The organism is Caballeronia sp. LjRoot34 (genome assembly GCF_964253815.1).
Lineage (GTDB): Bacteria > Pseudomonadota > Gammaproteobacteria > Burkholderiales > Burkholderiaceae > Caballeronia.
Genome location: NZ_CAXUSB020000001.1, coordinates 4,182,956 through 4,208,346, shown reverse-complemented (window position 1 = coordinate 4,208,346; position 25,391 = coordinate 4,182,956). Strand labels below are relative to the sequence as shown.

The following is a 25,391-nucleotide window of genomic DNA, read 5'->3' as shown; positions in this document are numbered from 1 at the left end:
CGGCCGGGCAGCCATGGCACTCCTGACGTTCACCGTGTGCTCGGTTGGCTATATGGCGGAGCACGGGCCGCGCGAGACGCTGCGGTTCTGGGTTCACAGCTGCTTTCAGCACGCAATGAACATGTCGTCCGCGAGCGGCGAGTTGCTGACCTTGCTGAGTCCGCGCTATCAGAACCTGCCCACGGCGATCAGGCTGTCGACACCGCCAGGCTGGGATTGGCGCCATCAGGCGCACTCCCGGCAGCCCATCACACTCGAGAACAACGAGTTGCGCGGCACACTCTGGCGCGCGAACCTGAGCCGGGCGCCGTGCTGGCGGCCCGAAACGGATCGGGGGTCCGGCGGCCATTCGCCGAACGCGTTGCTGGCGGCTTATCCGTTGCTGGCGAACCAGTTGTTGGAGTACTGCCTGGAACGCGAGGTGCGCAGCAGCCTGCAATTGCTGCCGGGCTGGCCGCCAGGGGGGCGCATACCGCGCCTGAACCTCGGCGACACCAAGGCGGAATTGGAAAGCGGCGTCTCGGAACTGATTGGGTACGGAGCGGGGCTGACGCCGGACGGCGACGACTATCTGCTGGGTTATCTGGCGTCGTTATGGCCGTGGCAACATCTGGAAGCCATATCCGCCCATTTGAAACTATTGCGTCCGGCAATAAAGAACCAGCTTCACCGGACGACCAGTATCAGCCGGCATTATCTGGCGCTTGCGTTGCAGGGGCACTATTCACAGTCGATCGACCATTTGACGACGGTCCTGATTCACGGAAGCCCCCCGGCGGATGTGAAACTTTCGGCAATCAATGTCATGAAATTCGGTTCGTCATCTGGCGCGGATTGTCTCGGAGGGTTCCTGCACGGAATAAAAGCGCTTGGAAAGGTTGAGCAGAAAGAAATGATTTGATCCTTTATACGGATTAGTTGAAAACCATTATCGAGTTAATCAGATTGATGGCATCCGGCGCGTGCAACGCCGGGTTCGCCAGGCGGACACTCGGCCGAATCTGGACCAGGCAAGTGTAACGATTACCGGAAGCTGAAATGAGCATAAGAACCAAGGTCTTCAAGAACATGTATCAGGACTCCGTCTCCCTGATGCAGATATCCGCGCACATCTCCAAACTCGCCGGCATCGAGCAGGCTTCGGTGGTGATGGGAACGAGCACGAATCTCGCGCAATTGCGGGACGCGGCTCTGGACGACGGCTGCACAGCCGGCCCGAACGATCTCGTCATCGCGGTGCGCGGGGAAATCGCGGCGTGCGACGGTGCGCTCGTTATCGCGGAAGAGCGTTTGAACAGCAAGCCGGAGGAGTCAAGCGGCGACGGCGTGCGTCCGCCACCGCTTGCCAGCCTCGAAATGGCGGTGGAACAGGAGGCGGCATCGAATCTCGCCCTGATCTCCGTTCCCGGCGATTACGCCGCCGCCGAGGCGATCAAGGCGCTGCGTCTGGGCATGTCGGTCATGCTTTTCAGCGATAACGTCAGCCTCGCTCACGAGCGCGACATCAAGACCCTCGCGGCTGAGAAAAACCTGCTGGTGATGGGACCCGATTGCGGGACGGCCATTATCAATGGGCTGCCGTTGGGCTTCGCCAATGTGGTGAGGCGCGGGTCGATTGGCGTAGTGGCGGCGTCGGGCACGGGATTGCAGGAGGTGACGTGCCGCATCGACCAGTTGGGCGCCGGGATTTCGCAGGCGCTCGGCACGGGCGGGCATGACCTGCACGAATCGATCGGCGGGATCTCCATGTTGTACGGTCTCGATGCGCTGAGCGCAGATCCCGACACCCATGTGATCGTGCTGATCTCCAAACCGCCTGCTCCGGCAGTCGCGGAAAAGATCCTGGCGCGGGCGCGCGCGGCGGGCAAGCCGGTCGTCGTCAACTTCCTGGGCGCGCGGCCGGAAGATATGAACGTGCCGGGAATCACCCCCGCATACACCCTCGCCGATGCCGCCGGCTTCGCCGTCGCGTTGCTCTCGGGCGCCCAACTGCCGCCTACGGTGGCCGAGGTCAGCACGCCCGACGCCGGTCGTCTCCACGATTACAGCCGTACCTTGCGGCCCATCCGGCGCTTCATCCGCGGTGTGTTCGCGGGTGGCACATTTTGCTACGAGAGCCAGTTGTTATGCCGGCAACGTGGCTTCGCGGCGTCGTCGAATACCCCGGTTGCGTCCAACAGCAAGCTTGAGGATATCTGGCACAGCACGGGCCACACACTCGTCGACATGGGCGATGACGATTTCACGCGCGGCCGTCCGCATCCCATGATCGATCCCACGCTGCGCAACCAGCGGATCCTTGCGGAGCTGAACGACCCGCAAACCGCTGTCGTGTTGTTCGACCTCGTGCTGGGTTATGGCGCATCGACAGAACCTGCCCGCGAGTTGTTGGAGCTGATCGAACACGCGCGCCTTCAGGCGGCTGGCCGCGACCTGCCGGTCCTGATCTCGCATGTCTGCGGCACGGAAGCCGATCCACAAGTCAGAAGCCGTCAGGTCGATACCTTGCGCGAAGCCGGCGTTCTCGTCGCCGGTTGCAACGCGCAGGCGGCGCTCTGGGCGAGCCACGTCGCCCACCTTCAGGCGCAAAAATAACGGGACCATGATGAACACGCTATTTAACCAGCCACTGACCGTGGTGAATGCAGGCTTGAGCAGTTTCGCCGATAACCTGGCGCTAGCCGGCGGCGACGTCACCGATTTGCGCTGGCAGCCGCCCGCTCTCGGCGATGTCGACGCGGGACTGGCGCTGGCATCGCTGATTCGCCATCCGCTGGTCGAGCAGGCCAACGTCCAGGCGTTCCAGCAGTATCTCGCGGCTCAGCCCGTGCTCGTCGATGTCATGAGCGCAGCGCAAGCGATCAGCGCGATGGCGCATCGCAAGCTGATCCTCCACGCGGGGCCGCCGATCGACTGGGCCGATATGTGCGGACCGGTGAAGGGTGCGATTGTCGGCGCGATCCTGTTTGAGGGATGGGCGACGACCCACGAAGCCGCCGAGCGCCTGGCGGCGGATGGCGCGATCGACTTCGAGCCGTGCCACCACTACGGGGCGGTCGGCCCCATGGCGGGCATCATCAGCCCGTCCATGCCGCTGTGGGTGATCGAGAACAAAACAAATGGCCGGCGGGCTTTCAGCAACTTCAACGAAGGACTCGGCAAGGTGCTGCGTTTCGGCGCCAATAACCACGAAGTCCTGGACCGCCTGCACTGGATGACGCAAGAACTCGCGCCGGCTTTGAAGGCCGCATTAAAGGTGCTGGGCGAAGTGGAGTTGAAGCCGATGATGGCGCAGGCGCTGCATATGGGCGACGAAGTCCATAACCGCAATGCGGCCGCCACCGGCCTCCTGATCAAGCGCCTGATTCCCGCGTTGCTATCGACTGGATTGCCGATCGAGCGGATTCAGCGCGTGACGGAGTTCATTGTCGGCAACGATCACTTCTTCCTGAATCTCTCGATGGCCGCGTGCAAGGCCATGACCGATGCAGCCCACAACGTGCCCTTCAGTTCAATGATCACGGTCATGGCGCGCAACGGCGTGAATTTCGGTATCCGCATGTCCGGCACGGGCGACCGGTGGTTCCAGGCGCCCGCCAATCCCGTGGAAGGTTTGTTCTTCCCGGGCTATGGCGTGGAAGACGCCGCAGCCGATCTCGGCGACAGCGCGATCACCGAGACGGCGGGCGTGGGCGGCTTCGCCATGGCGTCGTCGCCGGCGATTGTCAAGTTCGTGGGCGGCACGCCGGCGGACGCCACCAGCAACAGCCGTCGCATGCAGGCCATCACGCTGGGCGGCAATCCCGCGTTCACGCTTCCCGCGCTGAATTTCGCGCCGACCGCCGCGGGTATCGATGCCCGCAAGGTGGTTGATCGCGGCATTCTGCCGATCATCAATACCGGGATTGCGCACAAGGAGGCTGGCGTCGGGCAGATTGGCGCGGGCATTACCACGGCGCCGATGCCGGGTTTCATCGAAGCGATTCGCGCGCTCGCCGAATACGTTTAAACCATACGGGACACGCATCATGACCAAGCCTCTGGCAATTGTCGCGGTCGGCGGCAACGCGCTGATCCGCGACGATCAACACGATAGTATTCCTGATCAATATGACGCGGTCGTCGAAAGTGCGGGGCACATTGCCGACATGATCGAGGCCGGATGGGATCTGGTGCTGACGCACGGCAACGGACCTCAAGTCGGTTTCATCCTGCGCCGCTCCGAACTCGCCGCCGATGAAGTCCGGCCAGTGCCCCTGGACTACGCCGTCGGCGATACGCAGGGCGCTATTGGCTACATGTTTCAAAAGGCGTTGAGCAACGCGTTGCGGCGTCGCGGGATTCATCGGCAAGTGGTCACGGTTGTGACCCAGACGCGTGTCAGCCGCGACGATCCGGCGTTTCTCAAACCGGGCAAGCCAATAGGCGCCTTCCTCGATGAAGCCACTGCGCTGCAGCGCCAAAAGTCACTCGGATGGACGCTGATGGAGGATGCCGGACGAGGCTGGCGCCGGACCGTGGCGTCACCTCAGCCACTGGAGATCATGGAGCGGGAGGTGATCGCGACGTTGCTTGCGCAGGGGTGCGTGGTGATTGCGTGCGGCGGCGGCGGCATTCCGGTTCTGGTCGATGAACACCATCAGATCTCGGGTGTGGAAGCGGTCATCGACAAGGACCTGGCTTCGGCGCTTCTCGCCGAACAATTGGGTGCCGATCTCCTCCTGATTCCCACAGGCGTTGAACAGGTGGCGATCAATTTCGGCAAGCCGGAACAGCGCTGGCTCGACACGCTGAGCCTGGCCGAAGCGCAGGAATTGATCTCGCAAGATCAGTTCGGCGCGGGAAGCATGCTGCCCAAAGTGGAAGCAATCATGCGATTCGTTACCCATAGCCGGTCGCATGGCGGACACGGCAAAGGCTTGATTACCAGTCCGGAAGCGATCAAGCGTGCGCTCGATCGCAAGACCGGGACGTGGATCACGCAATAGCGGTTCGTGTCGTGTGAATTTAACTTAGCAATACGAATTTCATTGAAGAACGAAGGCAGACAGATGAACAAAACTACTTTGCTGGCCGTCAACGGCACGCTCATGCGCGGGCTCGAACTGAACGGCAACATGACCGCGGCGGGCGGCGTGTTCTTGCGTGAAGATCACACCGATCCGCATTACCGGCTCTGGAGCATTGGCGATCGTCATCCGGGAATGATCCGCGTGGCAGCCGGCGGAACCTCTGTCGCGCTCGAGGTCTGGGAATTGCCGCTCGCGTCGTTTGCCGCTTTGTTGTTGAGCGAACCGGCGGGTCTGGCGATCGGCAAGGTGACGCTTCGCGACGGCAATCAGGTGTTGGGCGTGCTGGCCGAACCCTGGCTGGTTGAAAACCAGAAGGACATCACCGCGCACGGAAGCTGGCGTGCCTATACCGGCCATTTCCATTCCGCCTGACCGTTCGAAACCTCCGGGGAACATTTGTATGCGCGACACTGACGAAGGCCCGAATACGGCGCCCGGGTACCGCATTGCCATGATTTTATTGGGCATTGCCATTACGCCGGTTTTACTCTCCTCCTCCAGTCTGGGGAGCCAGTTATCAAGTCTGGCGTTGATCAAAGTGGTGGTCATCGGCGGCATCATCCTGACCATCCTTTCCGCGATCACGATTTGCGTCGGCGAGAAGGCGCGGCTGCCAACCTACGGTATCGTCAAATATCCGTTCGGCGAAAAAGGGGCGATCGCCATCAACATCCTGCTCGCGATCAGTTTGTTCGGGTGGATCGCCGTGACCGCGAATATGTTTGGGCATTCGGTTCACGATCTGCTGGCGCAGCAGGGCTTTGAAATACCCGTGCCATTGCTGGTTGCGGTGGGTTGCGTGATTTTTGTGGCCGCTACAGCGTTTGGTTTCGAACTGCTTGGGAAGGTGGCTCAGTTCGCCATACCTGTCATTGCGTTGATGCTTTGTTATTGCGTTTATGTCGCGGCGCACGGGATGGTCCCGGTGCCAGCCGGATTCACCGATATGAATACCGGCGTGGCCGTTTCCACTGTTGTCGGGACGATTATTGTGCTGGTGGCCACGCTGCCGGATTTCGGCAGTTTCGTTCACGACCGCAAGCATGCGTTGATTGGCGCGGTGCTGACGTTCCTGATCGCTTATCCGTTGTTGTATTGGGCGGGCGCCACGCCGAGCGGCATATCAGGGAAAGCTTCCTTGCTCGGCGCGATGGCCGTGTTTGGGGCCGTGCTGCCGGCTGCGTTGCTGCTCATTTTTGCGACCGTAACGGGGAATGCCGGGAATATGTTTCAAGGCACGCTGGTCGTTTCGACCTTGTTCACGCGGTTTCCGAAATGGCAGATTACTGTCGCGCTGGGCGTGCTGGCGGTCATTGTCGGGAGCATGGACATCATGGCGTGGTTTATCCCGTTCCTGCTTTTTTTGGGGATCGCGACGCCGCCGGTGGCTGGGATTTATATCGCTGACTTTTTGCTTTATCGGCGAGGCGGGTATGACGCGCGCTTGCTCACTACTGATCCTCAAGTGAAGGTGCTTACGTTCGTTGCGTGGATCATCGGGTCGCTGGTCGGGTTCATGACGGTGAAGGGCGTTTTTTCCTTCACGAGCATCCCGTCGCTTGATTCGATTATTGTCGCGTGTGCTTGTTATGCGATTTTTAGCCGGGTTACGCGGTTGCGGGGGGTCGCTTCGCGGCTTTAAGTGGAATTGGTTTTCGTTCGCACTCGGGTGGGGGCGCTGGCGCTTGGTGGGCTGGGGGTGGGTTTTCGGGTTGGTGGGCCGGGGTCGATGCCAGGGTGTCAGGTTCTGGGGTTAGTGGGCGGGGTCATCGCTGGGGTGGTCGGTTCTGGGGTTAGCGGTCAGGGTCAATGCCGGGTTGCTGCTTTCGGCGGTAGTGGTCTGCGAGAGTCGGATTTTCTCTTTATCACTATTAGCCACTGTGCGTGGCGGCACGTCATTTCTTTGTCCAAAGCGACAAAGAAACGAAGCAAAGAAAGCGCTTTTAAACCACGCTACCCTAAGTGTCCACAGCGTGCAGTTTTCATTCATAGGTGCCCCAAAAGCACGGTGCTCGCCAGAGCCACGGATGTGTGAACCCCTCCTTCTCCGAACACCGATACCCACACGCTTCGCCACCAGTGATTGAACCTGCCCAAGGTTCACCCCGCGCTATCCGCGGATAACCTCCCTCCAAATATGTATGCGCCTCGAACCTTGTCGCCAACCCGCCAAGAAACGAAGCCGCAAAGATGCGGGCGGCTGTAACCGACGAAAATAGCTGTACAGAACGCGCAGCCAATTCACAAAAACTGAGGCAGTAAACACAAACACGCATGAAGCTGTGGCCTATGAATACGGTCGCACGGACCAGGTAGCTAACCCGTCAAAAAACCGCGGCCATAAATACCCGTAGGGCCGTGCGGGTTCCTTAGCAATGGTGCTTGCCCGAGAGCGTACGGGGCGAAGCGTGTTCGTGTCAGGATTCGCGAGAAGGAGGGTTTCACACATCCGTGGCTCTGGCGAGCACCGTGCTTTTGGGGCACCTATGAATGAAAACTGCACGCTGTGGACACTTAGGGTAGAGCGGTTAAAGCGCTTTCTTTGCTTCGTTTCTTTGTCGCTTTGGACAAAGAAATGACGTGCCGCCACGCACAGTGGCTAATAGTGATAAAGAGAAAATCCGACTCTCGCAGACCACTAACGCCGAAAGTAGCAACCCGGCATTGACTCCGACCGCTAACGCCAAAAGCACCACCTTGGCACTGACCCCGACCGCTGACCCCAGAACCTAGCAACCCAGCACTGGCCCCACCCACTAACACCAAAATCACCACCCATAAGACCCGCCCCCAGACCGCGCGCCAGCAAACCCCCTCCTTACCCTTGCGCCCCGATCAAATTCATCACCTTGATGTTCCGCGTATCCGGCACCTCCGCATACGACAGGACCTTCAATTGCGGCAAGCTCCTCCTCAGAAAACGAGCAAGCATGGCGCGCAACGCATGCTGCACCAAAAGCACCGGCGGTAATCCCATGTTCTGCTGACGCAGAATCGCATTTTGCGTCGAGTTCAACAGCGTCTGCGCCAAGCCCGGCTCCAGCCCCGGATTCGCCCCCGTCGCCAGCGCCTGCGACAACACGCGCTCCAACGCCGGGTCCAGTCCCATCACCTGCAACTCGCCACTCCCCGGATACCATTGCTGCGTGATCGCACGGCCCAGCGCAAGTCGTACCGCCGCCGTCAGGTCGTATGCATCGGATATCTTCGGTGCATGTTCCTGCAATGCATCCAGGATCGTGCGCATATCGCGGATAGGAACACCTTCTTCCAGCAAATTCTGCAGCACCTTCTGCAAAGTAGTCAGCGCCATCGTCTTCGGCACCAGATCATCGGCCAACGAAGGCGTGTCCTTGCCAATGCGCTCCAGTAACGCCTGCACTTCCTGACGACCCAGCAATTCGGCCGCGTGCGTGACCACCAGATGGTTGAGGTGAGTCGCCACGACCGTGCTGGCATCGACTACGGTGTAGCCGTACACCTGCGCCTGTTCACGCAGGCTCGTATCGATCCACACCGCCGGCAAACCAAACGCCGGATCGTGTGTCGGATTCCCCGGCAGCGTTGCCGAAACCTGCCCCGGGTTGATCGCAAGCCATTGGCCCGGGAATGCTTCCCCTACGCCCACTTCCACGCCCTTCAACGCAATCCGATAACCATTCGGACGCAACTCCAGGTTGTCGCGAATATGGATCACCGGCGGCAGAAAACCGATTTCCTGAGCGAACTTCTTGCGGATACCCTTGATCCGCTTCAACAACTCGCCATCCGCGTTCCGGTCGACCAGCGGTATCAGCCGATACCCCACCTCGAGCCCGAGCGGATCGATCATCGCGACGTCGTCCCAGCTCGCTTCGGTATTTTCGATCGGTGCGGCGGCGGTGGGTACGACGTCGGTGACCAGGGACGCTTTTTTCTTCGCCTGGATGCGCTGGTTCATCGAACGTGCCGCGTATATCAGACCGCCGCCCAGCAGCAAGAAGGCGAAATGCGGCATGCCGGGAATCAGACCCATGATTCCGATGATCACGCCAGTAATCATCAACACGCGCGGGTTATTAAATAGCTGTCCCGTCAGCTGCGTGCCGATATCCTCTTCAGTCGCCACCCGCGACACGATCACACCCGCTGCCGTCGAAATGATCAGCGAGGGAATCTGCGCGACGAGGCCATCGCCGATAGTCAGCAGCGTGTAGTTCGTGGCCGCGTGCGCGAAGTCCATGTCGTGCTGGAGCATCCCGACAATCAAGCCGCCCACGATGTTGATAATCATGATCATCAAGCCCGCTATCGCGTCGCCGCGCACGAACTTGCTCGCACCGTCCATGGAGCCGTAGAACTCGGCTTCCTGCGCGACCTGCAAGCGGCGCTTGCGCGCCTGGTCTTCGTTGATGAGGCCGGCGTTCAAGTCGGCATCGATAGCCATCTGCTTGCCCGGCATGGCATCGAGGGTGAAGCGCGCGCCCACTTCGGCAATCCGGCCCGCGCCCTTGGTAATCACCATGAAGTTGATGATCATCAGGATCACGAACACCACGATACCGACCGCGAAATTCCCGCCCACCAGGAAGTGGCCGAACGATTCGATCACCTGGCCGGCGGCGTCGGGACCGGTATGGCCTTCGAGCAGGACGATCCGCGTGGACGCCACGTTCAGCGACAAACGCAGCAGCGTGGAGAACAGCAGCACGCTGGGGAACGCGGCGAAGTCGAGCGGCTTCTGCGTGTACATGCTGACCAGCAGGACCATCACCGACAGCGCGATGTTGAACGTGAACAGCAAGTCGAGCAAAAAGGCCGGCAACGGCAAGATCATCATGCCGAGGATCATGCAGATCAGCACCGGCCCGGCGAGGGCCCGCAAGTTCTGCGATCCCAATGCGTCGGGGCGCTTCGAGAAAAATCCGGCGCGCGCGTTCATGCTGTGCTTCCTTTCATCGGGTCATTTGGGCCATTAGTGCCATTGGGGCCGTTGCTGGCTTGTTCAGCCGCGAACGCCTCGGCGGCTTCCTGATCGGCTTCTGATTCGGGGACGCCGCCTTTATCGAGTTCGGGAGGAACCTCGAGGTTCTCGGGTTCGTCCGGCTTCGTGCCGCCTTCTTTCTTGAACTTGCGCAACTGGTACACCCACGCCAGCACTTGCGCCACGGCGCCGTACAGCGCGCCCGGAATCTCACGATCGATCTCGACGTTGTGATAGAGCGCCCGGGCAAGCGGCGGCGCTTCGAGCAGCGGTATGTTGTGTTCGAGCGCCATTTCGCGGATGCGCGTGGCCACGAGGTTCACGCCTTTCGCGACGACCTTTGGCGCGCGCATTTCGCCATCGGCATATTTCAGTGCGACGGCGAAGTGGGTTGGGTTGGTGACGATCACGTCGGCGGTGGGCACCGCGGTCATCATCCGGCGGCGGGCAGCGGCGCGTTGCTGCGCACGAATGCGGGCCTTGACCGCCGGGTCGCCATCGCTTTCACGATGCTCACGCTTCACTTCCTCCTTGCTCATGCGCAGCTTCTTCGCGTGCGTCCAGAGCTGGTAGGGGACATCGATTGCGGCGACGAGGAACAGTCCGGCGATCGCCATGCCGCAGCACACCACGAGCAGATGCATGGTGTCGGCGAGCGCGAGGTTCAGCGGTTTCGCCACGAGGCCCAGCACTTCCTCCTTGCGGCTCCACATCGCCCAGCCGGCGAGTCCACCGACCACCAGGGTCTTCAGGATCGACATGCCGAGCGCAATCGGTCCTTGCACCGAGAAGATCTTGCCAAGCCCGCTGATAGGGTTCAGGCGGCCGAAATTAGGCGCGATGGGCTTGAGACTGAGCAGCCAGCCACCGAGCGCCATGGGTGCGGCGACGGCGGCCAGGGCCGTCAGCGCGAGCACGGGCAGCAGGGCCATGAACCCTTCCTTGCTTGCCGCGGAGGCGCCAATCAGCATCTGGTTGGTATCGAGAACGGTGTTGTGATTGAACGTGAACGCGCCGCGCAAGAGGGCCTGCATATGCTGGCTGATGGGACCGGACATTCCCCAGACGCCGAAGAATCCCGCCGCCAGCAGGGCGAACGACGTGAGTTCCCGCGAGCGCGCGACCTGACCTTCCTCCCGCGCCTTTTCAAGGCGCTTGGGAGTGGCTGATTCGGTCTTTTCGACGTCGCTCTCTTCTGCCACTTCGCTGTGCTCCAGTCCTGCGGGGCTTCAACGAAACCCTGACGCATCGATCCACTGCAGCGATTATTGCGAAAAGCAGCAAGCGGCCATTGCTTGATCAGGGTGGAGAAACCGGGGTAATTCGGGCGATGGAATCGGCGCAAACCACGCGCGGCCGAACAAAATGAAAAATGCGCCGGTCCCAGGGTGGGAAGCGGCGCGCAGTACAGTGTTTTGAATCGGTCGGGCAGAACCGCTTTTACACCCCGTAGATCCCGGGCACGCGGCCATCGGGACCATAGAACGACGACTTGGGCGGCGCCATGGTCAACGCGGCAAGCGCATTGCGGTTGTATTCCATGCGCGAGCGGATCAGCACGCCGATGGTGTTATTGCCTTGCCGCGCGCGTCCCGCCGCTGCGAGCAATTCCTGCCAATGCGAGGCCAGCGCTTCGTCGCCGGTAACGGCTTGTTCCATGCCGGCAAAACCCTTCGGCAATCCGAGCGCGTCAAGTTGCTCGTCGCGCTGGCGTTCCAGTGCGGCAAGCTGCTCGGTCAACGCGGTTTTTTGTTCGATGATCGAAGGCAGCGTATCGAGCGGCGCGGCCGCAATGAGCGCTTTTTCTTCGTGGGCAAGGAGCGACTCGAACGCCTGGACGGCAGCGGTTTCGTCGATAACAGTGGCAAGCAGGGCGTCTTTCATGGGCGACTCGCTAAAAACTCCGGCCCGCATTCATAGCGGTGCCAAGGTCAAAAAAAGCCGCCCGGCGCTGCATCGTGGAAACGATGCGTCTATCTGAAACCTATCGTCCATGTGCTGCGGGCTCGCTCTGGGCGTCGCCTGCAACACGTAGCCGTTATGCTCAGCCGCCGGCCGGCGGGGTGTTCGTTTGGATCAGTTCACGTGCGCTGCTGAGCATGCCGTCGGCGACCTTGCCCGAATCGACCTTGTAGCTGCCGTCGTTCAACGAGGCCTTGATCGACGCGACTTTCGCCGTATCGATGTCGGACGTGCCCGACGTGCGCAAATCCGTCGATAACGCCGACAAGCTCACCGTCGAATTCGAGCCGCCGGTGCTGCTGGCCGTGCCGCCGGTCGTGCTGGTGGCTTGCGCGTCGGCTTGCGCCGTACGTTGTTGTGCAGCTTCCTGCAAAGCTGCGATCTGGCTGGTGTTGCTGGTATCGATTTTCACGATGGTCTTCCCTGACGATGTGATCCCTTTATCGGCGGACCTACGTAAAAACTTTAACCCTCCCGCCGCCCAGACCACGCGCCAGTCAGCTCTATCTTCCGCTCAGCCTTACCGGATAAGCCCGATAAGGAATTGCAACAATTTGAAACAGGTGAGGGGTAACCCACATAGGGCGCCTCCGGACCATTTTTCAAAGCTGGATCTCCACGGTCGAGCCGTCCTTCACAATGCCGGAAATGATCTGTCCCCCGGCCGTTTTGACGCGGACCTGCTGACCCGGCGCGGCGTTATTCATGACGCTGCCTTCCGCCGATATCGAAAAGCCCGTTCCGGCGGTCACCACGCGCACGCTCTGTCCGATCACCACGGCGCCGGCGCCGCGCAGCATGTCGGTGCGCAGCGGCAGGCCCGCCGCGAGCCGCGACAACGTCACCGCGCCGACGGCTTGTGACGGGTCCGTGACAATGGCTTGCGGCATGCTGGTGAGATCACCGTCGCGGGGAATCAGGTCGGCAGCGGTGAGCACTTCGCCGGGCGCAACCGCGCGGGCGGCAAGGTAATACGTGGCCATTACCGAGACGCGTGCTTGCAGGTAGAGCGTCCACGGCCGGTCGCCGGAGCAACGCACGCCGACGGTGGTGCGGCCCCAGAGACGCGAACCCGCCGGCAGGAACGGCTCGAGCGTCGAACAGGCCGCGAGGCCGCGCGGGAAGACGGGCGTAACGGTGATGTCGGCCTTGCCGGGTAACCCCGCCGCCTGCTGGGTCAGGAAGATGAGCGCAGCGGCGCGCACCGAGTCACCGTCCTGCGTCTGCTGGTTGGGCGCGCCGGCCATCGCGGGTGCAGGCTGGAGCGGGGCGCGGATGGGCGCGGCGGTGCGCATCGAAACGGGCATCATGCCGGCGACCGGCGTGGCAGGCGCAGCCGCGATCGGCCGCACCTGGAAGCCTCGCGAGGTGCCCTGGGCCGATGCGCTGCCGTCCGTCGCGACAACCACGGGCATTACGTCGCGCGAGGATGTGGTGACGCGGGGAAGGGTATCGGCGGCGATGTTTCCAACGTTACTGATACTGGCAGGCGCTTTCGGCTCGCCATTACCGGGGATCTCGATCATTGCGCCGGCATCGGGGGCATTGATCGATGCCGCTGCGCTCCGGCTCGGCGTCATCGCCAGCCTGGGCGCCGTAGCCGTCGCCGTGGGCTTTGCTGTCTTTGCTTCGCCCGGCCCGGGAATCACGATGAAACCGCTGGTGTCGGCGGAAGAGGAGGACGCATCGGCGGCGTCGGCGTGGGCATCGAGTGCCTGCGCGGCGGCACGCATGGCGGCATCGGCTGCATGGGCCGCCGCGGCGTAACCCGCGGGACGCGAGGTGCGCACCGGCTGAGCGGGGCTCGTGGGCGGGCTCGCACTTGCGTCCACTGTCATGCCGGCGTCTTTCGCCATCGTCACGACGGCCGCCGGATTGGTTTCGGCGGGACCGGCAATCATGATCGTGCCGCCGTTATCCTGCGCGCGCGCCGTTGTCACGCCTGCCGTCATGAGAGCCAATGCAAGCACGCAGAGCGCAACTGGAGCGCTCGGCACAACACGGCGAGCCAGGTGAGCGCGGGCTTTCACCAGGCCGTTCGCGGCCAGGCGATGAACCGCCGGCTTGCGAGCAGGCGCAGTGAAGCTGTGCATTGTGTTTCTCCCAAACAAATCCAGCAAATCCGGCCAACCAAAAACGGGCAACCCCTCATCCAAAGTCGGTGAATTCCTCAAAAGATCAACTCACGAGACGAATTCTAGATTTCGGCGGCTAAAGGCAAGCGTCGAATAGAGGCCGGCTTTCCCTGTTATTCGTCTGATTGCATCTTGCGTCTCCCTCCTAATATTCGTCTCATGCAAAAGTCTTCGATAGCCAATGGCCGATGACCGATGACAACCCGGCGCTTGCTCGATTGCCCGGCGCCATTGGCCGCGAAACGCGTGAAGACATGCGAAGCACCGCAGACAAGATCCGAAGCTGAAGGAGGACCGCCATGCTGGACAAGCTCGACCAGGAATTTGCGTTTGGCCGTGAAGCGCTGGATGTGCGCGCGTACCGGCAGGAATTGTTGTCGTCGAATATTGCGAACGCCGATACCCCGGGCTACAAGGCACGCGACGTCGATTTCTCCAGCGCCCTCGCAGGCGCGCTGAAAAAGACCGGCGCGGCCGCGAACACCACGGCTTCCGGCACCGCGCCGCTGCAGATGGCGCAACCGGTGAGCGTGTCGACCGGCGCAGCGCTCGCGACGACATCGGCGGGACATATGTCCGGCAACACCACGCTTACCGCCAGCGGTGGCAGCACCGACGACTACGGCCGTCTCGCATACCGGATTCCGAGCCAGCCGGCGCTTGACGGCAATACCGTCGACATGGATTCGGAGCGGGTCCAGTTCGCGGACAACGCGCTGCATTTCGAATCCGGCATGACGGTGGTGTCGTCGCAGATCAAGACGATGCTTTCCGCGATCACGTCGAACTGAACTGAACACTGAACGCGCACAGCGCGCGGCAGCCAAGCTAACGAGGAGAAGCAATGCCCTCTTTGATGAACATCTTCAGCGTTGCCGGTTCGGCGATGTCCGCGCAGGCGCAGCGCCTGAACGTGACCGCCTCGAACCTGGCGAACGCGGACAGCACGACAGGCCCGGACGGCCAGCCGTACAAGGCGAAGCAGGTGGTATTCGCCGTCGATCCGCTCGGCGGCGCGCGCACGGCGTCCGGCCAGCAAGTGGGCGGCGTGCAGGTGACGGGCGTGATCGACGACCCGACGCCGATGAAAACCAGCTACGACCCGACCAATCCTGCAGCCAACCCGGACGGCTACGTGACCTTGCCGAACGTCGATCCCGTGCAGGAAATGGTCAACATGATTTCAGCGTCTCGTTCGTATCAGGCGAATGTGGAAACGCTCAATACCGCCAAGCAGCTGATGCTTAAGACCCTGACGATCGGAACCTGAGGACAACCCCGTGACAACCAATACTTCGATCGGCAACAACGGCACGCCGATGTCGCAGACGCTGCTGAACACCATGAACGGCACGTCGAGTTCATCGAGTTCATCGTCGGCCAGCTCGAGCTCCAGCGCGACCGGCGCGCAGTCGCCGGCGGACCTGCAGAACACCTTCCTGACGCTGCTCGTCACGCAGCTCCAGAACCAGGATCCGACGAACCCGACCGACAGCTCGCAGATGACCTCGCAACTCGCGCAGATCAGCACGGTGTCGGGCATCGGCCAGTTGAACACGTCGCTGAGCTCGCTTGCGACGCAATTGTCGGCGGGACAGTCGGCACAGGCTGCATCGCTGATCGGTGCGACCGTGCTTGCGCCGGGCAACACCATGACCGTGAGCGGCGGCAAGGCCAGCGCTTTCGGCGCGCAGACGGCCAACGCGCTCAGCGACATGACGGTGAGCATCACGAACAGCGCCGGCCAGGTGGTGCAGACCATCGACCTCGGGGCGCAGGCGGCAGGCACGGTGCCGATCTCGGGCTGGACGCCAACCGACAAGACCGGCGCGACGCTGCCCGACGGCACGTACACCATCACGGCGGCGGGCACGATCAACGGCGCCGCGGCCACGGCGACCGCGCTGTCCTCCTCGCAGGTGCAAAGCGTGGTGCAGCAGGCCGACGGCACCACGGGCGTCTTGTTGACGAGCGGCAAGACGGTCGCGTTGACCAGCATTGCATCGATTCTCTAAGCCTTTATTCATTAGCGCATTCTTCTAGAAGCGGAGACCGTCATGGGTTACCAACAAGGTTTATCGGGTTTGTCCGGCGCGTCGAACGATCTCGACGTGATCGGCAACAACATTGCCAACGCGAACACCGTCGGCTTCAAGCAAGGCCAGGCGCAATTCGCCGATATGTACGCGAACTCCGTGGCCACCTCGGTGAACAACCAGATCGGCATCGGCACGCAGATGTCGCAAGTGCAGCAGCAGTTCGGCCAGGGCACGATCACCACGACCAGCCAGGCGCTGGATGTCGCGATCAACGGCAATGGCTTCTTCCAGATGTCGAGTAACGGCGCGAACGTGTACTCGCGCAACGGCGTGTTCAACCTCGCGTCCAACGGCACGATCGTCAACGCCGCCGGCCAGACGCTGATGGGCTATGCCGCCAATGCGCAGGGCGTGATCAACAGCTCGGGCACCGTGCCGCTGGTCGTGCCGAATTCGAACCTGCCGCCGTCGGCCACCCAGAACGTGAGTTTTCAGTTCAACCTGAATTCGCAGCAGGCCCTCCCGACCCAGACGCCGTTCGATCCCACCAACGCGAATACCTATAGCGCCACCAGCCAGATCAACGTCAACGACACGCTCGGCGGCACGCATCCGGTCAACGTGTTCTTCGTCAAGCAGGCGACGGGTTCATGGGAAGCATATGCGACCACCGGCGCAGACAACACCCCCGTCACGGGCACGTCGACCGGCGTGGCCGGCGATCTGGGCCAGGTCTCGTTCGACCAGTCGGGCAACCTGATCCCGACGCCGCCCGCCACCAGCATTACGCCGTTCTCCTTTGCGATTCCCGATGGCGCGTCCAACACCGGCGGCGTGCAGACCATGTCGATGTCATTCGCGGGCACGACCCAGTACGGCGCCACAACCGGCCTCGTGAGCAGTAGCCAGGACGGCTATTCGTCGAGCGAACTGGCGGGCTTTTCGGTCGGCCCGGACGGCACGCTGACGGGCACATACACGAACGGCAAGACGCAGGCGCTCGGTCAGATCGCACTGGCAACGTTCGCCAACCAGAATGGCTTGCAGGACCTTGGCGGCAACAACTTCCAGCAGACCGCGGCTTCGGGCCTCGCGCAGGTGTCGGTGCCGGGTTCGACCAACCACGGCTCGCTGCAAGGCGGCGCGGTGGAAAACTCGAACGTCGACCTGACCAGCTCGCTCGTGGACCTGATCACGGCGCAGCGCAATTACCAGGCGAACGCGCAGACGATCAAGACCCAGCAAACCGTCGACCAGACGCTCATCAACCTGTAAGAGCCGCCCACGCCGCGCACGAGAGAGTCATAAATGGACCGTCTGATCTACACCGCGATGAGCGGCGCCGCGCAGGCGCTCGAGCAGCAGAGCGTCACGGCGAACAACCTCGCGAATGCATCGACGACGGGATTTCGTGCGCAGCTTTCCGCGTTTCGACAGGTGCCGATGAACTTCGAGAACAGCGCGTCGGGCGACCCGACCACGCGCACTTTCGTGCTGTCGTCCACGCCGACCGCCGATTACACGCCCGGTCCGATCCAGCAGACCGGCAATCCTCTCGATGTCGCTGTCCAGGGTCCGGGCTGGCTGTCGGTGCAAACCGACGACGGCAGCGAGGCGTACACGCGCGCCGGCAATCTCCATGTCGATGCCAACGGCCAGTTGGTCACGGCGACCAACCTGCCGGTGATCGGCAACAGCGGTCCGATGTCGATTCCGCCGGGCGCGGAGGTCACCATCGGCAAGGACGGGACGGTGACTGCGCTGATGCCGGGAGATCCGCCGACATCGATCGCAATAGTCGACCAATTGAAGCTCGTCAATCCCGATTCGGCGACTCTGACGCGCGGCGACGACGGCCTGTTTCGCACCGCCGACAACCAGCCCGCCGACGCCGATCCGACGGTGACGGTGGCGCCCGCGTCGCTTGAGGGCAGCAACGTGAATGCGGTGGCCGCGATGGTCGACATGATCACCAACGCCCGCCAGTTCCAGATGCAGACCAAGTTGCTCGAATCGGCCAGCACGAACGACCAGGCGGCTGACAAGCTGCTCGACTTCAGTTAATCCGCAGTACCAGGATAAAAGACATGAACCGCTCTCTTTACATCGCCGCAACCGGCATGAACGCGCAGCAGTCGCAGATGGACGTGATTTCGAACAATCTCGCCAACGTCAGCACGAACGGCTTCAAGGGCTCGCGCGCGGTGTTCGAGGACTTGCTGTACCAGACCGTCCGCCAGCCGGGCGCGAATTCCACGCAACAGACCGAACTGGCGTCGGGCAGCCAGATCGGCACCGGTGTGCAGCAGGTCGCAACCGAACGTCTCTACACGCAGGGCAACCTGTCGCAGACCGGCAATTCGAAGGACGTCGCCATCAACGGCAACGGCTTTTTCCAGGTGACGATGCCCGACGGCACGACCGCCTACACCCGCGACGGCTCGTTCCAGACCAATGCGCAAGGCCAGCTCGTGACGTCGAGCGGGTATCAGGTGACCCCGGCCATCACGATCCCCACGACCGCGACTGGCATCACCATCGGCTCGGACGGCACGGTCACGGTGACGCAGCAGGGCAATGCGGCCAACACAACCGTCGGCCAGTTGCAGCTCGCGACCTTCGTCAACCCGGCCGGCCTCGACGCGCGCGGTGAAAATCTGTTCGCGGAAACGGCTTCGTCCGGTAATGCGAACGTCGTCACGCCGGGTTTGAACGGCGCGGGACAGTTGCAGCAGGGGTACGTGGAAGCGTCGAATGTGAACGTGGTCCAGGAACTGGTGAACATGATCCAGACCCAGCGCGCCTATGAAATCAACAGCAAGGCCGTGACCACGTCGGACCAGATGCTGCAGACGCTGAGCCAGATGCAGGTTTAAGTTGCACCAACCGCATCACCCGCAGCAGCGTAATTCCGAAGGATCACGAAGATGTCATCACAATTTTCACGTACTCTCAGCGTATCGATGGTGGCGCTGGTCGCCTTGGCGGCCTGCGCCCTCGTGCCCAAAGAGCCGATCACCCAGCAGCCGATGACCGCGCGCCCGCCGGCGCCGCCGCTCAATTCGGCATCGCCGGGCGCAATCTACAACGCGGGCTACGCGGGACGGCCGCTGTTTGAGGACCAGCGGCCGCGCAATACCGGGGACATCATCACCATCGTGATCGCCGAAAACGTCAACGCGACGAAGTCATCGGCAGCGAATGCGGCGCGTAACGCCAGCGAGGCGTTCGCCGTACCGGTCACGCCGGGCATCTTCGGCGGGCTGTTCCACAACACCAATTTGAGCGCCAGCGGTTCCAACGGTTTCAACGGCGCGGGCGGCGCAAGCGCGGCCAATACCTTCAACGGCACGCTGACGGTTACCGTCACGGGTGTTCTGCCCAACGGCAACCTGGAAGTGAGCGGCGAGAAGCAGATGCTCATCAACCAGGGCAACGAATTCGTGCGCTTTTCGGGCGTCGTCAATCCGACGACCATCTCCGGCACCAATACGGTCTTTTCCACCCAGGTGGCGGACGCGAAGATCGAATATTCGGCGAAGGGTTATATCGATGAATCGCAGCAGATGGGCTGGCTGCAGCGCTTCTTTCTCAACGTGGCGCCCTTCTGATCATGAAACTTATTCCTCGCTTCGCTTTCATTGCGCTGGCGTTTGTTGCCGCACTCGTTGCCGCACTTCCGCAGGCAGCTCAAGCGGAGCGCCTCAAGGACCTGGTTTCGTTCCAGGGCGTGCGTGACAATCCGCTGATTGGCTATGGCCTCGTGGTCGGGCTCGACGGCACCGGCGACCAGACCACCCAGACGCCGTTTACCACGCAAAGCTTGGTAAACATGCTCGGCAACCTCGGCATTACGCTGAATTCGTCGACCACCCAGAACATGCAGTTGAAGAACGTCGCCGCCGTGATGGTGACAGCTGTGCTGCCGCCGTTCTCGCGGCCGGGCGAAGCGATTGACGTGACGGTGTCGTCGCTCGGCAATGCCAAGAGCCTGCGCGGCGGCACGCTGCTGATGGCGCCGCTCAAAGGCGCCGACGGCCAGGTTTACGCCATGGCGCAGGGCAATCTCGCGGTCGGCGGCGCGGGCGCCAGCGCCAACGGCAGCCGGGTCCAGGTCAACCAGCTTGCGGTTGGCCGCATTCCGGGCGGCGCGTTGGTCGAACGGGCCGTGCCCGCGGCCGTGACGCAAGCCGGCGGCGTCATGACGATGGAACTGAACACGCTCGACTTCGACACCACGCAGAAGATCGTGGCGGCGGTGAACAACGATTTCGGCATGGGCACGGCGATCGCGCTCGACGGCCGCACGATCCAGTTGCGCGCGCCGAGCGACCCGTCGCAAGTGGTGTCGTTCATGGCGCAGCTGGAGAATATCGATGTCAGGCCGTCGCAGGCCGCGGCGAAGGTGATCGTCAATGCGCGCACGGGTTCTATCGTGATGAACCAGATGGTCACGCTGCAGAACTGCGCGGTCGCGCATGGCAACTTGTCCGTGGTGATCAACACGCAGACCGCCGTGAGCCAGCCGGGCGCGTTCTCCAACGGTCAAACCGTGGCGGCGCGGCAGTCAAGTATCCAGTTGAAGCAGGACACGGGCGCGCTCAAGTCGGTAGCGGCAAGCGCGACGCTCGCGGACGTGGTCAAGGCGTTGAATGCCCTCGGGGCGACGCCGGCGGATTTGATCTCGATTTTGCAATCGATGAAAGCGGCGGGTGCGTTGCGCGCCGATCTTGAAATTATTTAAAGGCGACAGGTCATGAACGCGAACGGGACCGGTACGACAAGCAACGCGCTCGCAGCAATGAATACAACCGACACGGGGAGCGGCCTGGGTTCGTTGTCGAACCGGTTTGCGCTCGACGTGCAGGGCTTCGACGCCATGCGCGCCCAGGCCAACGCCGCGCCGCAACAGGGGTTGAAGGCCGCAGCCAAGCAGTTCGACGCCGTTTTCACGCAGATGATGCTCAAGAGCATGCGGGACGCCACGCCGTCGGACGGTCCCTTCGATTCGCACGACAGCGCGACTTTCACGTCGATGCTCGACCAGCAGCTTGCGCAAAACATGGGCGCGAAGGGCATTGGCGTAGCCGACATGATGCTCAAGCAACTGATGCGCAACGCCGGGGCCAGCGCGGGAACGCCGGCGGACGGCGCGGGCGCGAGCGGCGACACCAGCGCGAACGCCGGCAACATGGCCGCGATGAACGCGATGGCGAAGGCGTATGCGAATGCGGCGGGGTCGTCGACGGCTTCGTCGAAAGCATCGCTTGCCGGCAACGGTTACAGCGCCGACAGCGCGCTGACGCCGCCCGCGCGCGGTGTGGGCTCGGACAAGGTCGCCGCGTTCGTCGACCGTCTCGCCGCGCCGGCGCAGGCCGCCAGCTCGGCGACCGGGATTCCGGCGCGGTTTATCATCGGTCAGGCGGCGCTCGAGTCCGGCTGGGGCAAGCGCCAGATCAAGAACACTGACGGCAGCTCGAGCCACAACGTGTTCGGCATCAAGGCGACCAGCGACTGGAGCGGCAAGACCACGAGCGCGGTGACCACGGAATACGTGAACGGCAAGCCGCAGAAAGTGGTGGAAAAATTCCGCTCCTACGACTCGTACGAGGACGCACTCACCGACTACGCCAGCGTGCTCAAGAGCAATCCACGCTACGCGCCGGTCGTGGAAGCGTCGCGCGATGCCGCCGGTTTCGCGCACGGAATGCAGAAAGCGGGCTACGCAACCGACCCGCAATACGCTAAAAAGTTGATTTCGATCATGCGGCACATTGCTTGATGGAATGCGGACCAAGTGCGAACTGGCGCACCTTTTGCCGCATCTAATATAAGTGGACGAAACGTATTACGAGTAAGGTGTGAAAAGCGACGGGGCCAATGTCGCAATAAAAGACGATGCAGGCTGACGGCGAGGAGCGGGTGCATGGTGCGCCCGGACGGCAGTCGGCCGGGACGCATCGAAATGGAGAGAGAACGTGCTGGTTCGTTTCGATTTGCGCGCTTTGCGAACGTTTTCGGCCGCCGGATACGGGATTAGGAAAGTTTTTTTACAGCCAACCCTAAATATTCGATCCCGGTTGCCGCTAAATGAAACATCGAAGTGCCGGACCCACCGGGTCCGGTTGGACGCTCGAACTGTCTCGGGGATCGTGACGTGAGCGAGCAAACGAACACGGCAAGCACCATGAACATGAATCCGCCAAACGGTTCCGACATCGCAGACGACGAGTCCGACCTTCCCGATTTCGGCCGGCGCAATCCGCTGGAAATCGGCGTCTCCCTGCGCAACCTCGTTAATCGAGCCGATTTTCTGACCGTCGGTCACGGCACGGGGCAGATCGTTACCCGCCTGCTCGACGTGAATCCGGCGGCGCGCACCTTTGTCTTCGATTGGGGTGGCATCCCCGAGCAGAACCAGGCCATGCTGCGCACGGAAAACCTGATGTTCCACGCGAGTCCCGACGGCATCCGTGTTGAATTCGCCACCGGCACGCCGCGTGAAATCGCCTTCGAAGGGCGCCCGGCGTTCGAAGCGGATTTTCCGCCGGTGTTGTTCTACATGCAGCGGCGCGAGTATTTCCGCGTGGAAGCGCCCGTGCTCGATCCGTACATCTGCAGCGGCGAACTGCCGAGTGGCGAGCGTTTTCGCTTTGAGGTGAACGACCTCTCGCTGGGCGGCGTTGCGCTGCGGACCATGGACGAGCGGGTTGCATCGATGGAAGTCGGCTTGATCCTGCATTCCGTGGAACTGCACTTCAGCAACCCGGGCAAGGTCGTGCTCGACCTGCAACTGATGTCGAACCGGCAGACCGTGAATACACGGGGCGATCTGCGTTATACGCTCGGTTTCAAGTTCATGAGCTTGCCTGGGTCAGCCGAAAACACGCTGCAGCGCCTGATTACCCAACTCGAGATGAAACGCCGGTCGCTCGCGCGGTAACTTTGATACGGCGGCGAGCCCCGTGCTCGCTGCGCCCGCGCTTCAACGCTTCTTCAGTACTCCGTCCATCCGGCGAACTGACGCCCAATCTCCTCGCTGCTTCACCAATTGCCCCGATCCACGCCGTTGAATAATCCGTCATGGCGCAGTGCGCGCACGGATTTCATCGGGGCTTGAGCCGGACGGCGCTCACTTTGCGATGAAATTCACCCGCGCTCCGATTCACCGCGCCGGGATTCAACTTTTTCTGCAATCGGCCGATATACACCAGTTGTCGTCAAACAGCGGCGGCCCGGGCTTCGTGCCTTTACCAGGATTCCTTGCATGTCCCTATTCGATATCGGCGTCAGTGGTCTTAATGCAGCCCAATGGGGTTTGACGACCACCGGACAGAACATCAGCAACGCCGCAACTCCCGGCTACACCCTGGAGAAGCCGGTGTACCAGGAAGCGTCGGGGCAATACACGACCTCGGGTTATCTGGGGTCCGGCGTCAATACGGCGACCGTCGCGCGCTCATACAGCTCGTTCCTGACCACGCAGCTCAATAACGCCCAGTCCAACAGCAGTTCGCTGAACACCTACTACTCGATGTTGTCGCAGTTGAACAATCTCGTGGGCGATCCGACCACGGGTATTGGCGCCGGCATGACGAGTTATTTCACCGGCTTGCAGTCGGTGGCGAACAGCTCCGCCACGACGTCGACGCGCCAGTCGCTGATGAGCGCCGGGCAATCGCTCGTCAACCAGATGACCGCTGCCGCCGCGAACTACAACCAGCTCCGCTCCGGCGTCAACCAGTCGCTCACCAGCGCGGTCACGCAGATCAACAGCTACACCAACCAGATCGCCACGCTGAACGGCCAGATTGCATCCGCGAGCGCACAGGGGCAGCCGCCGAACCAGTTGCTCGATGCACGGGATCAGGCGGTATCGAACCTGAGCCAGTTGACGAACGTGCAAGTCACCACCGTCAACGGCGCGTACAACGTGTCGATCGGCACAGGTCAGCCGCTGGTCTCGGGTACCACGGCGTATCAACTGCAGGCGGTGACGTCGGCGTCCGACCCGAGCGAGTTGTCGATCGCGTATGCATCGCCGAACGGTTCGCCGCAGACGCCCGCGCAAACGCAATATCTGCCGGACTCTACCTTCGGCGGCGGTACGGTAGGCGGATTGCTCGCGTTCCGCAGTCAGTCGCTCGATCCCGCGCAAGCCCAGCTTGGTTCGCTCGCGACCAGTTTCGCCGCCCAACTGAACCAGCAAAACGCGCTGGGCGTGGACCTGAACGGCAATCCCGGCACTGCGCTGTTCTCGACCGGCAGCCCGGTCATTTATGCGAATGCGCGCAATACGGGCAGTGCTCAGTTAAGCGTATCGATTGCGAATCCGACCCAGCCGCCGAGCAGCAACTACACGCTCTCCTACAACGGCACGAACTACACGCTTACCGACAGCGCAAGCGGCGCGTCACTCGGCACCATCACGCCCGATCCGACGACCGGCGCGGTCAGCGGCACGATTGCGGGCCTGAATATCTCGGTGGCGAGCGGCACCATGAAGGCCGGCGATTCGTTCAACATCCAGCCGACGAGCGGCGCGCTCGCCGCCTTCTCGCTGGTGACCACGAACCCGACCGCAATCGCGGCGGCGTCCCCGGCGGTGGCATCGGCGGGAGCGAGCAACGCTGGCACCGCGAACATCTCGGCGGCGACGGTGACCGCGGGTTATTCGATCCCGAGCGCCATGACGCTGACGTACAACGCGACCACCCAGCAGATGACGTCGAACCTGCAGGTCACGTTGCCGGACGGCACGACCGTCGGGGCGGGCGTGCCGTTCGCCTACGACCCTGCCCAGGGCCTCACCATATCCAACGGCACGAATGTCAGCGCGACGATCACCGGCACGCCGGCAAATGGCGATACCTTCACCATCGGCGCGAACAAGGGCGGCAGCAGCGACGGCAGCAATGCACTCGCGATGGCGAATCTGGGGTCGGCGAAGTCGCTGAACGGCGGCACGGATTCGTTGACGAGCGCGTATGCGAACTACGTCAACCAGATCGGCAACCAGACCAACAATCTGGAGAGTTCGAGTACGTCGGCGACCGCCGTGCTCACGCAGGCGACGTCGGCGCAGCAGTCGGTGTCAGGCGTGAACCTGAATGAAGAGGCCGCCAACCTGATTCAGTACCAGCAGTTGTACCAGGCCAACAGCAAGGTCATCCAGACCGCCTCCACGCTGTTCACGACGCTGCTCGGCATTTTCAACTGA

The 25,391-nt window shown here is 62.1% G+C and carries 22 protein-coding genes; 17 read left to right on the top strand and 5 right to left on the bottom strand.

Going from position 1 to position 25,391, the window contains the following annotated elements; translation table 11 throughout:
• Window positions 1–13 precede the first annotated feature (13 nt).
• The 6 genes from ACSQ36_RS18975 (at window position 14) to ACSQ36_RS18950 (ending at window position 6,714) form a co-directional block, all read left to right on the top strand.
• Window positions 14–901, top strand: a complete 888-nt coding sequence (locus tag ACSQ36_RS18975) for a DUF2877 domain-containing protein (protein WP_436182995.1) — start codon at window positions 14–16, stop codon at window positions 899–901.
• Between the two features lie 137 nt (window positions 902–1,038).
• Complete coding sequence (gene fdrA / locus ACSQ36_RS18970; RefSeq protein WP_213769202.1) at window positions 1,039–2,595, top strand: acyl-CoA synthetase FdrA; 1,557 nt, start codon at window positions 1,039–1,041, stop codon at window positions 2,593–2,595.
• Window positions 2,596–2,605: 10 nt separating this feature from the next.
• Window positions 2,606–4,009 (top strand): oxamate carbamoyltransferase subunit AllG family protein, encoded by a 1,404-nt coding sequence (locus ACSQ36_RS18965; RefSeq protein ID WP_436182994.1) that lies wholly within the window; start codon window positions 2,606–2,608, stop codon window positions 4,007–4,009.
• Window positions 4,010–4,028: 19 nt separating this feature from the next.
• Window positions 4,029–4,988: a carbamate kinase gene (gene arcC, locus ACSQ36_RS18960; protein WP_436182993.1), complete on the top strand. Its 960-nt coding sequence runs from the start codon at window positions 4,029–4,031 to the stop codon at window positions 4,986–4,988.
• Window positions 4,989–5,051: 63 nt separating this feature from the next.
• Window positions 5,052–5,444: an allophanate hydrolase-related protein gene (locus ACSQ36_RS18955; protein ID WP_436182992.1), complete on the top strand. Its 393-nt coding sequence runs from the start codon at window positions 5,052–5,054 to the stop codon at window positions 5,442–5,444.
• A gap of 28 nt (window positions 5,445–5,472) precedes the next feature.
• Window positions 5,473–6,714 (top strand): cytosine permease, encoded by a 1,242-nt coding sequence (locus ACSQ36_RS18950; RefSeq protein ID WP_436182991.1) that lies wholly within the window; start codon window positions 5,473–5,475, stop codon window positions 6,712–6,714.
• 1,176 nt (window positions 6,715–7,890) lie between these two features.
• Here ACSQ36_RS18950 and flhA read toward each other — a convergent pair.
• From flhA to flgA, 5 genes are all read right to left on the bottom strand, one after another.
• Window positions 7,891–9,993 carry a flagellar biosynthesis protein FlhA gene (flhA, locus tag ACSQ36_RS18945; protein ID WP_436182990.1) on the bottom strand — a complete coding sequence of 701 codons (2,103 nt, stop codon included), beginning with the start codon at window positions 9,991–9,993 and terminating at the stop codon, window positions 7,891–7,893.
• Window positions 9,990–11,237 (bottom strand): flagellar biosynthesis protein FlhB, encoded by a 1,248-nt coding sequence (gene flhB / locus ACSQ36_RS18940; protein ID WP_436182989.1) that lies wholly within the window; start codon window positions 11,235–11,237, stop codon window positions 9,990–9,992. Before flhB ends, flhA begins: the two co-directional genes overlap by 4 nt.
• A 238-nt stretch (window positions 11,238–11,475) precedes the next feature.
• Window positions 11,476–11,919 (bottom strand): flagella synthesis protein FlgN, encoded by a 444-nt coding sequence (locus tag ACSQ36_RS18935; RefSeq protein WP_436182988.1) that lies wholly within the window; start codon window positions 11,917–11,919, stop codon window positions 11,476–11,478.
• A 160-nt stretch (window positions 11,920–12,079) separates the two neighbouring features.
• Entirely contained in the window at window positions 12,080–12,409 is a 330-nt protein-coding gene (flgM, locus tag ACSQ36_RS18930; RefSeq protein ID WP_436182987.1) for a flagellar biosynthesis anti-sigma factor FlgM, read from the bottom strand.
• A 190-nt stretch (window positions 12,410–12,599) separates the two neighbouring features.
• Window positions 12,600–14,090 carry a flagellar basal body P-ring formation chaperone FlgA gene (flgA, locus tag ACSQ36_RS18925; protein ID WP_436182986.1) on the bottom strand — a complete coding sequence of 497 codons (1,491 nt, stop codon included), beginning with the start codon at window positions 14,088–14,090 and terminating at the stop codon, window positions 12,600–12,602.
• A 341-nt stretch (window positions 14,091–14,431) separates the two neighbouring features.
• Between flgA and flgB the strand changes: the two genes are divergently transcribed.
• The 11 genes from flgB (at window position 14,432) to flgK (ending at window position 25,391) form a co-directional block, all read left to right on the top strand.
• Entirely contained in the window at window positions 14,432–14,923 is a 492-nt protein-coding gene (flgB, locus tag ACSQ36_RS18920; protein ID WP_213767892.1) for a flagellar basal body rod protein FlgB, read from the top strand.
• 53 nt (window positions 14,924–14,976) lie between these two features.
• Window positions 14,977–15,402, top strand: coding sequence for a flagellar basal body rod protein FlgC (gene flgC / locus ACSQ36_RS18915; protein ID WP_213767893.1), 426 nt, complete (start codon window positions 14,977–14,979; stop codon window positions 15,400–15,402).
• Window positions 15,403–15,412: 10 nt separating this feature from the next.
• Window positions 15,413–16,147: a flagellar hook assembly protein FlgD gene (locus ACSQ36_RS18910; protein ID WP_213767894.1), complete on the top strand. Its 735-nt coding sequence runs from the start codon at window positions 15,413–15,415 to the stop codon at window positions 16,145–16,147.
• A 42-nt stretch (window positions 16,148–16,189) separates the two neighbouring features.
• Window positions 16,190–17,446 (top strand): flagellar hook protein FlgE, encoded by a 1,257-nt coding sequence (flgE, locus tag ACSQ36_RS18905; protein ID WP_213767895.1) that lies wholly within the window; start codon window positions 16,190–16,192, stop codon window positions 17,444–17,446.
• Between the two features lie 33 nt (window positions 17,447–17,479).
• Window positions 17,480–18,235 carry a flagellar basal-body rod protein FlgF gene (gene flgF, locus ACSQ36_RS18900; protein ID WP_213767896.1) on the top strand — a complete coding sequence of 252 codons (756 nt, stop codon included), beginning with the start codon at window positions 17,480–17,482 and terminating at the stop codon, window positions 18,233–18,235.
• A gap of 23 nt (window positions 18,236–18,258) precedes the next feature.
• Window positions 18,259–19,047 carry a flagellar basal-body rod protein FlgG gene (flgG, locus tag ACSQ36_RS18895; protein ID WP_213767897.1) on the top strand — a complete coding sequence of 263 codons (789 nt, stop codon included), beginning with the start codon at window positions 18,259–18,261 and terminating at the stop codon, window positions 19,045–19,047.
• A gap of 87 nt (window positions 19,048–19,134) precedes the next feature.
• Window positions 19,135–19,782, top strand: coding sequence for a flagellar basal body L-ring protein FlgH (locus ACSQ36_RS18890; protein ID WP_436183222.1), 648 nt, complete (start codon window positions 19,135–19,137; stop codon window positions 19,780–19,782).
• Between the two features lie 2 nt (window positions 19,783–19,784).
• Window positions 19,785–20,915, top strand: a complete 1,131-nt coding sequence (locus ACSQ36_RS18885; protein WP_436182985.1) for a flagellar basal body P-ring protein FlgI — start codon at window positions 19,785–19,787, stop codon at window positions 20,913–20,915.
• A 57-nt stretch (window positions 20,916–20,972) separates the two neighbouring features.
• Window positions 20,973–21,953, top strand: coding sequence for a flagellar assembly peptidoglycan hydrolase FlgJ (gene flgJ / locus ACSQ36_RS18880; RefSeq protein ID WP_436183221.1), 981 nt, complete (start codon window positions 20,973–20,975; stop codon window positions 21,951–21,953).
• 411 nt (window positions 21,954–22,364) lie between these two features.
• The gene (locus tag ACSQ36_RS18875) at window positions 22,365–23,114 is read left to right on the top strand and encodes a flagellar brake protein (RefSeq protein WP_436183220.1); all 750 of its coding nucleotides are present in this window, start codon (window positions 22,365–22,367) and stop codon (window positions 23,112–23,114) included.
• A gap of 324 nt (window positions 23,115–23,438) precedes the next feature.
• Window positions 23,439–25,391, top strand: coding sequence for a flagellar hook-associated protein FlgK (gene flgK, locus ACSQ36_RS18870; RefSeq protein WP_436182984.1), 1,953 nt, complete (start codon window positions 23,439–23,441; stop codon window positions 25,389–25,391).